At 72.8% G+C, this 12761-nt stretch carries 13 protein-coding genes and 1 pseudogene; 11 read left to right on the forward strand and 3 right to left on the reverse strand.

Translation table 11 applies throughout. The features are described 5' to 3' along the window. The first annotated feature begins 12 nt into the window (after window positions 1-12). Window positions 13-342: an RICIN domain-containing protein gene (locus AB0D10_RS07715; protein ID WP_360252951.1), complete on the forward strand. Its 330-nt coding sequence runs from the start codon at window positions 13-15 to the stop codon at window positions 340-342. A gap of 19 nt (window positions 343-361) precedes the next feature. On the opposite strand, the gene AB0D10_RS07720 is transcribed toward AB0D10_RS07715, so the two are convergent. After that, a complete protein-coding gene (locus AB0D10_RS07720; protein WP_360252954.1) occupies window positions 362-949 on the reverse strand; it encodes a DUF4291 domain-containing protein in 588 nt (195 codons plus the stop codon). 156 nt (window positions 950-1105) lie between these two features. Between AB0D10_RS07720 and AB0D10_RS07725 the strand changes: the two genes are divergently transcribed. The 3 genes and pseudogenes from AB0D10_RS07725 to AB0D10_RS07735 form a co-directional block, all read left to right on the forward strand. Then, window positions 1106-2386, forward strand: a complete 1281-nt coding sequence (locus AB0D10_RS07725) for a glycosyltransferase family 39 protein (RefSeq protein WP_360252957.1) — start codon at window positions 1106-1108, stop codon at window positions 2384-2386. Between the two features lie 63 nt (window positions 2387-2449). Then, on the forward strand, window positions 2450-2947 hold the full coding sequence (locus AB0D10_RS07730; protein WP_360252960.1) for a MarR family transcriptional regulator: 498 nt from the start codon (window positions 2450-2452) through the stop codon (window positions 2945-2947). Between the two features lie 54 nt (window positions 2948-3001). Next, window positions 3002-3226, forward strand: a pseudogene (locus tag AB0D10_RS07735) (MFS transporter); the annotation flags it as partial. Window positions 3227-3283: 57 nt separating this feature from the next. Here the strand turns inward: AB0D10_RS07735 and AB0D10_RS07740 are convergent. Next, window positions 3284-3772, reverse strand: coding sequence for a hypothetical protein (locus tag AB0D10_RS07740; RefSeq protein ID WP_359823644.1), 489 nt, complete (start codon window positions 3770-3772; stop codon window positions 3284-3286). Window positions 3773-4214: 442 nt separating this feature from the next. Between AB0D10_RS07740 and hemL the strand changes: the two genes are divergently transcribed. The 7 genes from hemL to AB0D10_RS07775 all read left to right on the forward strand — a co-directional run bounded on the left by hemL (window position 4215) and on the right by AB0D10_RS07775 (window position 11399). Beyond that, window positions 4215-5543: a glutamate-1-semialdehyde 2,1-aminomutase gene (gene hemL / locus AB0D10_RS07745; RefSeq protein ID WP_360252963.1), complete on the forward strand. Its 1329-nt coding sequence runs from the start codon at window positions 4215-4217 to the stop codon at window positions 5541-5543. A gap of 46 nt (window positions 5544-5589) precedes the next feature. Next, window positions 5590-6273 (forward strand): histidine phosphatase family protein, encoded by a 684-nt coding sequence (locus tag AB0D10_RS07750; protein ID WP_360252966.1) that lies wholly within the window; start codon window positions 5590-5592, stop codon window positions 6271-6273. Window positions 6274-6517: 244 nt separating this feature from the next. After that, a complete protein-coding gene (locus tag AB0D10_RS07755) occupies window positions 6518-7126 on the forward strand; it encodes a TlpA disulfide reductase family protein (RefSeq protein WP_360252969.1) in 609 nt (202 codons plus the stop codon). Between the two features lie 11 nt (window positions 7127-7137). Beyond that, entirely contained in the window at window positions 7138-7929 is a 792-nt protein-coding gene (locus AB0D10_RS07760; protein WP_360253126.1) for a cytochrome c biogenesis protein CcdA, read from the forward strand. A gap of 2 nt (window positions 7930-7931) precedes the next feature. Next, window positions 7932-9731 (forward strand): cytochrome c biogenesis protein ResB, encoded by a 1800-nt coding sequence (locus tag AB0D10_RS07765; RefSeq protein WP_360252972.1) that lies wholly within the window; start codon window positions 7932-7934, stop codon window positions 9729-9731. Between the two features lie 3 nt (window positions 9732-9734). Next, window positions 9735-10865, forward strand: a complete 1131-nt coding sequence (gene ccsB, locus AB0D10_RS07770; RefSeq protein WP_360252975.1) for a c-type cytochrome biogenesis protein CcsB — start codon at window positions 9735-9737, stop codon at window positions 10863-10865. Window positions 10866-10988: 123 nt separating this feature from the next. Further along, window positions 10989-11399: a hypothetical protein gene (locus tag AB0D10_RS07775; protein ID WP_360252978.1), complete on the forward strand. Its 411-nt coding sequence runs from the start codon at window positions 10989-10991 to the stop codon at window positions 11397-11399. Between the two features lie 87 nt (window positions 11400-11486). Here the strand turns inward: AB0D10_RS07775 and AB0D10_RS07780 are convergent, their stop codons facing one another. After that, window positions 11487-12563 (reverse strand): ScbA/BarX family gamma-butyrolactone biosynthesis protein, encoded by a 1077-nt coding sequence (locus AB0D10_RS07780; protein ID WP_360252981.1) that lies wholly within the window; start codon window positions 12561-12563, stop codon window positions 11487-11489. Between the last annotated feature and the right edge of the window lie 198 nt (window positions 12564-12761).

Consider the following 12761-nt stretch of genomic DNA (forward strand, 5'->3'; position numbering starts at 1 on the left):
AACCAGTCCTTCGTGCTGGAGGCCAAGGCCGGCGGCAGCTACGAGCTCGACTTCAGCGGCAACCGCGACATGTGCCTGGACGCCAACGCGGCCGCCACCGCCCCCGGCACCCGGATCCAGCAGTGGCGCTGCAACGGCGGCGGCAACCAGCACTGGGTGTTCGAGCCGGCCGGTGACGGCCGCTACAAGATCGCCGACTCCCAGGACCGGAGCAAGGTCCTGGCCGCCGGCAGCGCCGTGGACGCCAAGGGCAACCCCTACGTCCAGCTCGCCACCGACACCGGGGCCGCCGATCAGCTCTGGCAGCTCACCAAGCTCGGCATCGTGTACGTGAAGGGCTGACCCGGCCCGCCGGCACCGCTCAGGCCGTCGTCGCCCCCACCCGGGCGGCGGCGGCCGCGCCGATCGGGTACGGCGTCTCGACCGGCAGCAGCGCCGGGTCCCGCTCCAGCCGCACCCGGTCGGCCAGTGCGGTGACGTCCGTGATCCGCCGGATCCACTCGTCCGCGTACCGCCGCACCGCCTCGCCGCGCAGCCCGACCTGGACCGCCCGGTGGTCCAGCGGCCGCAGGTGCAGATCGCGCTCCGGGTCCCACTGCACCCGCACCGGACTCTGCCGCAGCTCCCGCTTCCAGGCCGCCTGCGAGTCGTGCACCCGGCCGGTGTAGGCGCTCAGCACCGCCCGATCCAACGCCCAGTCGAAGCCCTCCCGGCTGATCTCCAACGCCAGCACCCGCTCCTGCCCCGGGCTCCTTCCCCAGTTGCTCCGGTGCATCATCCAGAGGAACGACGGCTTGATCCAGGTCATCCGGTCCCGGGAGAACGCCTCCGGGAACCGCCCCTCGGCCGCGGCGGGCCCGGCGATCGCGGGCGGGAAGGCCTGGTAGACGGTGATCGTGTCAGCGGTGTGAGCGGCCCGGACCAGGCGCGTCGACGGGGTGTTCGGCATGCCCGGAATCGTCGCGGGCGCCCGGCCGGGGCGCCAGGGGTTTTCGCACCGGGCGGGGGACGGCGGGCCGGGCGGAGGACGTGCCGTAGGCTCACGGGAAAATCGTTGCGCCGGAGCCGCGCGGACCACGAGCGGGGCGGGGAGTACCCAGAGCAGATGAGCACGGCATCGAGCACCGAGTCGGCCGGCACCGAGCCGGGCACGCCCCCCGAGGCGATGTCGGCGCCCTCCGAGGAGCGGACGGGCCGGGCGCCCGGGCGCTTCGGGGCGCTGGTGGACCGCTTCGCCCCCGCGCTGGGCGCGTACGCGGTGGTCAAGGCCACCGGTCTGACCGTCTTCATGCTGCTGCTCTCGCACACCGGCGACTACCTGAACAAGCAGCCGGGCCGCGGCGGCGGCGCCAACCCCTGGGACGTGCTGAGTACCTGGGACGGCGTCTGGTACCAGCGGATCGCGGAGAACGGGTACGACCCGCAGCTGATCCCGCTGCACGGCTTCCCGCTGGCCACCTACTACGAGAACTCGGCCGCCTTCTTCCCGCTCTACCCGTGGCTGATGCGGCTGGTCGGCGCGGTCACCGGGCTCGGTTCGTACGGCGCCGGGATCGTGGTCTCGGTGCTCGCCTCGCTGGTCGCGGCGGCCGGGATCTTCGCGATCGCCGAGCGGCTCGGCGGCTTCCGGGCGGGCGTGACGGCCGCGGTGATCTGGGGCCTGTTCCCGGGCTCCGGCGTGGAGTGGGCGGTCTACTCGGACTCGCTGTTCGTCGCGTTGTCGGCCTGGGCCTGCTACTGCGTGATGACCCGCCGCTGGCTGACCGCCGGCGCGCTGGCGCTGGTGGCGGGCCTCAACCGGCCGACCGCCGCCGCGCTGATCGCCGCGGTCTCGATCGCCGCGCTGGTCGCGCTGGTCCGCCGCACCGACGGGGTGGCCCGGCCGCTGACCGCGATGCTGATCACCCCGTGGGGCCTGATCGGCTACGTCGCCTGGGTCGGCTGGCGGATGGGCGACTGGGGCGGCTACTTCAAGCTCCAGCGCGGGGCGTGGAACCGCTACTTCGACGGCGGCGCCTCCACCCTCCGCACGTTCATGGACGTGATCACCGGCCACTGGGGCTTCTGGCAGTCCAATCCGGTGCCGGACCTGATCGCCGTCGCCCTGCTGATCGCCCTGCCGGGCCTGCTGGTGCTGCTGTGGCGGGCCCGTCCGCCGCTGGTGCTGTGGGTGTACACCGCGCTCACCATCGCCACCGCGCTGAGCAGCAACCAGATCTTCGGCAACATCTCGCGCTACCTGCTGCCGGCCTTCCCGCTCTGCATCGGCCTGGCGTTCGCGCTGCGCAGGGTGCGGACCCCCTCGCTGGTCGGGCTGTTCGCGATGCCCGCGATCGCGGCCGGCTGGTACGCCGGCTATGCGCTGTTCGAGTTGGGCATCCCGTAGACCCGGCGTTGGTTGGCAACGGGATCATCCGGCAGCAGACGGGCCGTTGCTAACCTCGGACGTATGACGACGACCCCGCCCGTGCGCCAGATCCGCGACATCTCCGGCCTGCTGGACCACGCGAGCCACGTGCTGGCGACCCGGATGGCGGCCGCCTTCACCGAGCTCGGGATCACCCCGCGGGCGTACTGCGTGCTGTTCCACGCGCAGGAGACCGAGCGCACCCAGATCCAGCTGGCCGAGCTGGCGGACCTGGACAAGACCACCATGGTGGTCACCGTCGACGAGCTGGAGAAGGCCGGCCTGGCCGAGCGCCGCCCGTCCGCGACCGACCGCCGGGCCCGGATCATCTCGGTCACCGAGGCGGGCGAGCGCGCCGTCGTGGAGGGCACCGCGATCGCCGACCGGGTGCACCGCGAGCTGCTGGACTCGCTCCCGCAGCCCGAGCGCGAGGTCTTCGTGTCCGCCCTGACGCACCTGGTGGGCGGCCTCCTCGCGGAGCCGGTGGAGAGCGAACGCACCGTACGCCGGGCGCGCCGGGCCCGGGGCCACCACGCCTGATCCCGAGGCCGGCGCCGACGCCCTCGGCGCCGCACTGGTCACCGCCTCCCTGATGCTGCCGGCCTCTTCAACACCGCCCAGCAGGTCGGCGGGGCGCTCGGGGTCGCCGTGCTGACGACCCTCGCCGGCGGCCGCACCCGGGCCCTCGCGGCCGCCGGGCAACCCGCGGCCGAAGCGCTCACGGGTGGCTTCCGAATGGCCTTCGGGGTGGCCGCGGGCCTGCTGACGGTGGCCCTGCTGCTCGCCGCCGTCGTGCTCCGTACGCCCGAAGTGGATTGACGGAGCGTCACATGACGTGGCCCCGGCCCGCGTTCGGCGGTGTCCGGGGCGGTGTGCTCACGGCCAGACCAGGCAGTACAGCTGGTGTCCGGCCTCGTGCAGCCGGTTGGCGAAGTCCTGCCACTCGTGCAGCATGCTGTAGATGACGAAGGCGTCCCGCGGTCCGCGCCGGTCCGGGACGGTGGACCAGATGAAGGCGGCGGCGCCGAGCTCGGTCTCGTCGGCCTTGCGCAGCGGCTCGACGACGTTGTGGGGGAGCTGCACGACGGCGTAGTCCGGGTGCAGCACGACGAGTTCCAGCGGGGGCACCTGGTGCAGCGGGACGCCCTGGATGCCGGTGAGGACCATGGCGCTCATGGTCTCCGGTTTGATCTTGGTGGAGAGGTGGCCGGTGGGGGAGCCGCTGGTCTCCATCAGGTCGCCGAGCCGCCCCAGCGCGCCGAGTTCGCCGGCGTCCAGCCCGAGCCCGCCCGGGCCGAGGGCGGTGGGCACCCTCGCGGCGGTCGCGCGGTCGGGGGCGCCGAAGTACTTGTACGTCACCCCCACGCGTCCCTCACCCCGCCTCTCGCCGCCACGGCGACCACGACCCGTCCCCGCTCCCGTACCCCCGCGTGCGGCCTCGGCGGGCCGGCGGGAGCCCCCCGCGGCCTCGTCGTAGCCGTCCTGCGCCTCGGACACTCGGACCATCCTCACCGGAATTCGCCGGAATCGACAGACCCCCGCACGTCCGGCGTCCCACCGGACGTGCTCCTTACCCGTCATGCGCCGCCGTACCCACTCGCGGTACGCGGCAGTCCTCTCCACACCCCTGCACACAACCGGAGCGCTCGCGCACCCTGAGTACACAGTCTGACTGGTCCGTCCTGCGGAGCAGTCAGCGGCCCCGGCTGTACGGACTGTACGGACAACCGTACAGACAACGGTGCCCGGATCATCGTTCCAGATGATCGGGTCCGACATGCAGAGCGCAAGGACACGATTTGAGACCATGTCCTTTGTGAGCTACCCCTACGAAGCCCCCCAGTCCCAGTCGCTGTTCGACCGCGCCTCCGTGGTGACGCCCGGCGGTGTCAACTCCCCGGTGCGCGCCTTCCGCGCGGTCGGCGGCACGCCGCGCTTCATGGTGTCCGGCACCGGCCCCTACCTCACCGACGCCGACGGCCGCGAGTACGTCGACCTGGTGTGCTCGTGGGGTCCGATGATCCTCGGCCACGCGCACCCGGCGGTGATCGACGCCGTCCAGCGGGCCGTCGCCCACGGCACCTCCTTCGGCACGCCCGGCCAGGGCGAGGTCGAGCTGGCCGAGGAGATCGTCTCCCGGGTCGCCCCGGTCGAGCAGGTCCGCCTGGTCTCCTCCGGCACCGAGGCCACCATGTCCGCGATCCGGCTGGCCCGCGGCTTCACCGGCCGGGCGAAGGTCGTGAAGTTCGCCGGTTGCTACCACGGTCACGTGGACGCCCTGCTGGCCGCCGCCGGTTCCGGCGTGGCCACCTTCGGCCTGCCCGACACCCCCGGCGTCACCGGCGCCCAGGCCGGCGACACCATCGTGCTGCCCTACAACGACCTGGCCGCCGTCGAGCGGGCCTTCGCGGCCAACCCGGGCGAGATCGCCTGCGTGATCACCGAGGCCTCGCCCGGCAACATGGGCGTCGTCCCGCCGCTGCCCGGCTTCAACGCGGGCCTGGCCCGGCTCTGCCGGGACAACGGCGCGCTGTTCGTCTCCGACGAGGTGATGACCGGCTTCCGCGTCTCCAAGGCCGGCTGGTACGGCCTGGAGGCCGCGAACGAGGGCTGGGCGCCTGACCTGCTGACCTTCGGCAAGGTCATGGGCGGCGGCTTCCCGGCCGCGGCCTTCGGCGGCCGCGCCGACGTGATGGCGCACCTCGCCCCGGCCGGCCCGGTCTACCAGGCGGGCACCCTCTCCGGGAACCCGATCGCCACCGCGGCCGGCCTGGCCCAGCTGCGCGGCTGCACCGACGAGGTGTACGCGACGGTGGACCGGGTCGCCGCCGAGATCTCCGGCCTGGTCTCCGAGGCGCTCACCAAGGAGGGCGTGACGCACCGCCTGCAGACCGCCGGGAACATGTTCTCGGTGTTCTTCACCGAGGCCGCCGTCACCGACTACGACGAGGCGAAGACCCAGGAGGCGTACCGTTTCACCGCCTTCTTCCACGCGATGCTGGCCGAGGGCGTCTACCTCCCGCCGTCCGCCTACGAGTCCTGGTTCGTCTCGGCGGCCCACGACGAGCGGGCGATCGAGCGGATCGCCGCCGCCCTGCCGGCCGCCGCGCGCGCCGCTGCCGCCGCCACGGCCTAGGCCGGACCGGCCCCAGTCCACCCCGAGCCCCAGGAGCAGTTGAGAAGTGAGCGCCAAAGAGATCACCGTCGTCCACCTGATGCGGCACGGTGAGGTGCACAACCCGGAGGGCGTCCTGTACGGGCGCCTGCCGGACTACCACCTGTCCGAGCTGGGCCGGCGGATGGCCGACCGGGTGGCCGAGGACCTGGCCGGCCGGGACATCACCCACGTGGTGGCCTCGCCGCTGGAGCGCGCCCAGGAGACCGCCGAGCCGATCGCCAAGGCGCACGGCCTGGACGTCGCGGCGGACGAGCGGCTGATCGAGGCGGAGAACGTCTTCGAGGGCAAGACCTTCGGCGTCGGCGACGGCTCGCTGCGCAACCCGGGCTACTGGAAGTACCTCACCAACCCGTTCAAGCCCTCCTGGGGCGAGCCGTACCTCGACCAGGTGGTGCGGATGATGGGCGCGCTCGGCGCCGCCCGGGACGCCGCGCGCGGGCACGAGGCGGTCTGCGTCAGCCACCAGCTGCCGATCTGGATCGTCCGTTCCTTCGTCGAGCGCCGCCGGCTCTGGCACGACCCGCGCAACCGGCAGTGCTCGCTGGCCTCGCTGACCAGCTTCACCTTCGAGGGCGACAAGATCGTCTCGGTCGGCTACCGCGAGCCGGCCCGCGACCTGCTGCCCGCCCACCTGGTGGGCAAGGGCCGCAAGGGCGACAAGCCGGTGGGCAAGAGCTTCGGCGCCTAGCCCCCGGCCCGGGCGGCGCGGCCGGCGTCACGCGGCGGTGTGCGAGCCGTGTCACACGGCGGCGCGCGGCCGGCGTCACGCGCCCGCGCGCACGGCGCGTAAGTGGTGCGTAAGTATGACTTCGGGTCACCCGGCGAGCGCCGGGTGACCCGATTTCGTCGCAGGTCAGGAGGGGTGCGACGCGCAAGGCAGGACCCCCCCGAACCTGCCCGGAACTCCATGCGAAACTTTTCACATGTCTGCCATGACGCGCCCCCGACCCCGTGTCGCCGCAGCCGCTGCCGCCACCGCCGCCGCCGCTGCGCTCGCCCTCACCGGCTGTTCCTCCTCGGGCTCGGCCGGCAGCGGCGAGGGCCAGGTCGGCTTCGTCACGGTCAAGGGCACCAACCTGTCCAAGGCGGACGCCGGCAAGCGCGGGGACGCGCCGGACATCTCCGGGGACACCCTGGAGGGCGGCCAGGCCAAGCTCTCCGACTACCGGGGCAAGGTCGTCGTGCTGAACGTCTGGGGCTCCTGGTGCGGGCCCTGCCGGGCCGAGGCGAAGAGCCTGCAGGCCGTCGCCGACAAGTACAAGGACCAGGGGGTCCAGTTCCTCGGCGTCAACACCCGGGACACCGAGAAGGGCAACGCCGTCCGCTTCGAGCAGGAGCAGGGCGTCACCTACCCGAGCATCTTCGACCCGGCCGGCACCCAGCTGCTCAAGTTCCCCAAGGGCAGCCTCAACCCGCAGTCCATCCCGACCACCCTGATCATCGACCGCGACGGCAAGCTCGCCGCCCGCGCCGTCGGCGGCACGACCGAGGACGCGCTGGAGTCGATCCTGCAGCCGGTGGTCGCGGAGCAGAAGCAGTGAGCCTGCCGCCACTGCACCACGCCGCGCTGCACCAGGCCGGACTCCAGCTGGCCGACACCACCACGACCGTCCAGAGCGGTGCGCTGCTGGTCGCCGCCCCGGTCGCGCTGGTGGCGGGGCTGGCGTCGTTCTTCTCGCCCTGTGTCCTGCCGCTGGTTCCCGGCTACCTGTCGTACGTGACCGGCTTCTCCGCCGCCGACCTGGCGGACGCCCGCGGCTCGCGGCGCGGCCGGATGCTGCTCGGCGTGGTGCTGTTCATCCTCGGCTTCACCGCGGTCTTCGTCTCCACCGGTGCGCTCTTCGGCTACTTCGGCCAGGAGCTGCAGGACTACAAGCGGACCATCAACATCGTGCTGGGCACCCTCACCGTGGTGATGGGCCTGGCCTTCATGGGCCTGGTGCCCGGGCTGAGCATGCGCGAGGTCCGCTCCCACCGCCGTCCGGCGGTCGGCCTGCTCGGCGCCCCGGTGCTCGGGGTCGTCTTCGGCGTCGGCTGGACGCCCTGCATGGGACCGACCCTGACCGCGGTCCAGAACCTGGCCCTCAACCAGGCCGACGCCCAGCGTGGCGCACTGTTGACCACCTTCTACTGCCTCGGCCTCGGCGTACCGTTCATCCTGGCCGCGGTGGCCTTCCGCCGGGCGCTGGGCGCCTTCGGGTGGGTCAAGCGGCACTACCCGCTCGTCATGCGGATCGGCGGCGGCATGCTCGTCGCGGTCGGTCTGCTGCTCGTCACCGGGGTCTGGGACTCCATGATGAGCGAACTGCAGTCCTGGACCGCCGACTTCCGGATCGGAATCTGACCGTGAGCAACACCACGACCGAGACCGAGCAGCCCCCGGCGCCGGACGACACCGCCGCCGAGCGGCTCAGCACCGCGCCGGTCGAGTCCGACGGACCGACCGGCATGGGGGCGTTCGGCTGGGCGCGCTGGATGTGGCGCCAGCTGACGTCGATGCGGGTCGCCCTGATCCTGCTCTTCCTGCTCTCGCTGGCCGCCATCCCGGGCTCGCTGATCCCGCAGTACCAGAACGGCCAGGGGCAGCTGAAGGTCGAGGCGTGGAAGGCCCAGCACGGCACCGTCGCGCCGATCTACGAGAAGCTCCAGCTCTTCGACGTCTACAGCTCGGTCTGGTTCTCCGCGATCTACATCCTGCTGTTCGTCTCGCTGGCCGGCTGCATCGTCCCGCGCACCTGGCAGTTCGTCGGCGTGCTGCGCTCCCAGCCGCCGGTCGCGCCGCGCAACCTGACCCGGATGCCGGTGCACGCGGTCTGGCGCACCGGAGCCGACCCCGACACGGTGAACGCCGCCGCGCACCGGCTGCTGCGCAAGCGCGGCTTCCGTGCCAACCTGTCCGGCGGCTCGGTCGCCGCCGAGAAGGGCTACCTGCGCGAGGTCGGCAACCTGCTCTTCCACCTGTCGCTGTTCGCGCTGCTCGGCGGCTTCGCCTGGGCCAGCCTGGCCTCCGGCACCGGCGGCAAGCTGATGATCGCGGGCGAGGGCTACTCGAACACCATCACCCAGCTCGACGACTTCAACGGCACCCGGTTCTACGGCAACCAGGACCTCGACCCGTTCTACCTGAAGCTGGACGGCTTCACGTCCGCGTTCCAGACCAAGGGCGACCAGATCGGCGCGGCCCGGCAGTTCACCGCGAACGTCGAGTACTACGCGGGCAGCGACGAGTCGAAGCTGAAGAAGTCCACGATCGAGGTCAACCACCCGCTGGAGATCGGCGGCAGCAAGGTCTACCTGATCGGCCACGGCTACGCCCCGGTGGTCACCGTCCGCAACGGCAAGGGCGACGTCGTCTACCAGGGCGCCGTCCCCTTCCTGCCGCAGGACGCGAACCTGACCTCGACCGGTGTCGTGAAGGTCTCCGACTACGGCACCGGCCCCGACGGCACCAGGACCCAGATGGGCTTCTCCGGCTTCTTCCTGCCGACCGCCCCGCTGAGCTTCGAGGGCACCGGCCCGGTCTCGCTCTTCCCCGGTGACGCCGAGCCCGAGCTGGTCCTGAACGCCTTCGCGGGCGACCTCGGCACCGACTCCGGCCTGCCGCAGAACGTCTACCAGCTCAACACCCGCAAGCTGACCCAGCTGACCCAGGACGGCCAGCCGGCCAAGGCCCGGCTCAAGCCCGGCCAGGGCTGGACCCTCCCCGACGGCTACGGCTCGGTCACCTTCGAGGGCTACAAGCAGTGGGCCAGCTTCAACGTCTCGCACCGCCCCGGCAACGCGATCGCCCTGACCGGCGCCGTGCTCGCGATCCTCGGCCTGATCGGCTCGCTGTTCATCCAGCGGCGCCGGATCTGGGTGCGGGCGGTCGCCCTGCCGGGCGGCGGCACCCAGGTGGAGCTGGCGGGCCTGGCCCGCAGCGAGTCGGCGAAGATCGCCGAGGAGCTGGCCGAGCTCGCGGTGGACCTCCAGGACGACGCCCCGGCCTCCGAGGAGGAGGACGGGCAAACCGCTCCCGAGGACGGGGAAGCCGTTCCCGAGGACGGGGAAGCCGTTCCCGAGAACGGGGACCCCGCAGCACCCGACGACCCCGAGGCCGAGGCCTCAGCCCCCGCAGTCCCTGCCGACCAGAACTCCAAGGAGTAGACGGTGCAACTCGCCTCGGCGGTCGACCCCCAGATGGCCGACCTCTCCAACAAGCTGATCTATTCGGCGATGGTGGTCTACACGCTCGCCATGTTCGCCCACATGATCGAGTGGACCTTCGGCAGCAGGGGTGCCGTCGCCGTCCGCTCGAAGGAGCAGGCGGGCAGCCTGTCCGAGACCGTCGCCGCGGCGGGCAGGAAGGCCGCGAAGAAGGTCACCGTGACGGTGGCGGGGGCCGGCGGCGGCACCACCACGCTCACCCGCACCGCGGTCGCGGGCGAGGGCGCGACGGTGGTCACCAGCGGGCGCGGCGCCGAGGAGGAGGACGGCCCGGGCGCGGCCGGCACCAACGACAAGGCCGACCTGGCCGGCCGGATCGCGGTCTCGCTGACCGTGCTGGCGCTGCTGCTGCACGGCGGCGGCATCGTCGCCCGTGGCCTGTCGGTGTCCCGCTGGCCGTGGGGCAACATGTACGAGTTCTCCTGCGCCTTCGCCTTCGCGATGGCGGGCGCCTACCTGGTGCTGCTGGCCTCGCGGAAGAAGGTCCGCTGGCTCGGCCTGCCGGTCGTCGTCGCGGTGCTGCTGACCCTCGGCATCGCCACGACCACGCTGTACACCGACTCCGAGCAGCTCGTCCCGGCGCTGCACTCGCCGTGGCTGGCGATCCACGTCTCCACCGCGATCTTCTGCGGCGGTGCCTTCTACGCGGCGTTCATCGCCACCCTGCTCTACCTCGGCAAGGACTCCTTCGAGAAGCGCGTCGAGGCCGGTCTGACCACCGGGCCGTTCGGCACCTCGGCGTCGATCTGGCGCCGGCTGCCCGCCGCGTCGACCTTCGACAAGCTGTCCTACCGGATCAACGCCCTGGTCTTCCCGCTGTGGACCTTCACCATCATCGCGGGCGCGATCTGGGCCGAGGCGGCCTGGGGCAAGTACTGGGAGTGGGACCCGAAGGAGACCTGGTCGTTCATCACCTGGGTCGCCTACGCCTGCTACCTGCACGCCCGGGCCACGGCCGGCTGGAAGGGCCGCAAGGCCGCCTACCTGGCGCTGGCGGCCTTCGCCTGCTGGCTCTTCAACTACTACGGCGTCAACATCTTCGTCACCGGCAAGCACTCCTACGCGGGGATCTGACCGGGGCACACCGTCACCCACCGGCCCGGCTCTCTCCCACAGGTAGCCGGGCCGAGGTGCGACAGGGGTAGTGCGCGCCGGCCGCCGGCCGGTGCGAGAGGGAACTGAGGAGGAAATCGCGCAATGGAGTGCGACGAGGTCATGCTGACCGTCCGAATCACCGCCGCCGAGCGCATGCTGCTCCGCCGGCTCGCCCAGGGACACCGCAGCGATGTGTCCGAGGTGGTGTCGGACGCGCTGCTGGACATCATCCCCACGCTCAGCGCGCCGGGGGACGCCTACCGGCTGCTGAGTGCGCTGGCGATGCCCGCGCCGTGCGCGCTGACGGTCTGGCTGCCGACCCCGCTGGCGGACCTGCTGGTTCCCGGCGCGGCCCGGATCGCGCAGATCACCGACGTCCGGATCGAGTCGGCCAGCGCCGCCCTGGGGGCGGCGCTGCGGCTCTGGCTGGCACAGGACCCGGTCCGGCTGGCGACCAACCTCAGCGTGATGCACGCCGGGCGGCGCCCGGTGTCGGCGCTGGTGGCCGCCTGACGGCCCGTACCGCCCGGCCCGTACCGCCCGGCCCGTACCGCCCGGCCCGTACCGCCCGGCCCGTACCGCCCGGCTCGGCCCGCCGGGTCAGCTGGCCAGCGGGAGCCGGCTGCCGCCGAGGTCCGGCGCGGCGGGGCGGCCGTCGAGGGCGTCCCGCCGGGCCGGCACCCGCGGGCCCTCGGCGGGCCCGTCGACCGGCTCGGTGACCAGCCGGCACTCGGCCGCCGTCCGCCCGTCCTGGATCAGCTGGACCCGGACGGGGAGCCGGCGGCCGTGCGCGGTCGGCTCGGGGACGGCCCGGACGAAGCAGGGCCGGTCCAGCTCGATGTAGTGGTCGAACGAGGTCACCAGCTCGACCGGCACCACCGGCTCCGGGTGGCGCAGCCGCTGGGCGGCCTGCCGGGCCGCCTCCAGGACCAGCATCCCGGGCACGTGGTCCAGCTCGTGGTCGAACAGCACCGGGTGCCCGGCGTCGGCGCGCAGCAGCCAGGTGTCCGGCCGCAGGGTCGGGCTGAGCACCACGTCCGCGGGCTGCCCGCGGCCGACGAGTTCGGGCGCGGTGGGGGCCGGCGGCCGGGGCGGGGCGGCGGTGCGCCGGACGGGGCCGCGCAGCCGGTCGTACGAGGCGGGGGACATCACGCGCAGCTGGCCCGAGCCGCGGCCGATCGGCCGGCCGTCGCGGGTGATCTCGGCGCGCACCCGCAGCGAGACCAGCCGACCGTCCCGCATCCGGACGTCCTCGCAGCCGACGGCGAGCATCAGCGAGGCCGGGCCCGCGGTGACGGCCAGGCCGGGCAGGCCGGGCTCGCCGAGGGCGTAGGAGAGGTCGTCCATCACGAAGTGGTGGCCGCGCGGCACCCCGAACCCGGCGTGGCCGATCAGCAGCCCGGCCTGCCGGACGGTCTCGGCCATCAGCACCGGGTCGTGGAAGCGGTCCCCGGGCAGCCGGTAGAAGCCGTGCAGCCGGGGCCACTGGGCGCCGAGCAGGAAATCGTACGGGCCGGTGGCCTGCCAGCCGGTGAGGAAGACCTCGGAGACCGAGGTGCGGTGCACCAGGTGCCGGGAGACGGTCCGGTCGTGGAAGTCGTAGCCGGAACCGGGGCCGGGGCCGGGTCCGGGGTGGGCGTACGCGCCGTGGGGGTCCGGCTCTACGATCGATGGCATGACTGGCCCCCGCTCCCAGGGTGTCGGTCGAGCGGCCGCCATGGACGCCCGAGCAAAACATACATACCACCCGGTTTGTCTTCAGCGACTGGGGTGCCCCGGCCACGCAGCCCGGCCCGTTCACGCTACCTGCCCCGTGGACTGGGGCAATGCCCTGCGGGTGACCGCAGACCTTGGGCGGGGGGCCGTCCCCGCTGG

Source organism: Kitasatospora sp. NPDC048545, from assembly GCF_040651155.1.
In the GTDB taxonomy this organism is placed as follows: Bacteria; Actinomycetota; Actinomycetes; order Streptomycetales; family Streptomycetaceae; genus Kitasatospora.

Excerpts from the sequence above, each read along its gene's own strand:
- AB0D10_RS07720 (WP_360252954.1), bottom strand. The coding sequence starts at position 949 with ATGCCGAACACCCCGTCGACGCGCCTGGTCCGGGCCGCTCACACCGCT.
- AB0D10_RS07725 (WP_360252957.1), top strand. The coding sequence starts at position 1,106 with ATGAGCACGGCATCGAGCACCGAGTCGGCCGGCACCGAGCCGGGCACG.
- AB0D10_RS07730 (WP_360252960.1), top strand. The coding sequence starts at position 2,450 with ATGACGACGACCCCGCCCGTGCGCCAGATCCGCGACATCTCCGGCCTG.
- hemL (WP_360252963.1), top strand. The coding sequence starts at position 4,215 with ATGTCCTTTGTGAGCTACCCCTACGAAGCCCCCCAGTCCCAGTCGCTG.
- AB0D10_RS07755 (WP_360252969.1), top strand. The coding sequence starts at position 6,518 with ATGACGCGCCCCCGACCCCGTGTCGCCGCAGCCGCTGCCGCCACCGCC.
- AB0D10_RS07775 (WP_360252978.1), top strand. The coding sequence starts at position 10,989 with ATGGAGTGCGACGAGGTCATGCTGACCGTCCGAATCACCGCCGCCGAG.
- AB0D10_RS07780 (WP_360252981.1), bottom strand. The coding sequence starts at position 12,563 with ATGCCATCGATCGTAGAGCCGGACCCCCACGGCGCGTACGCCCACCCC.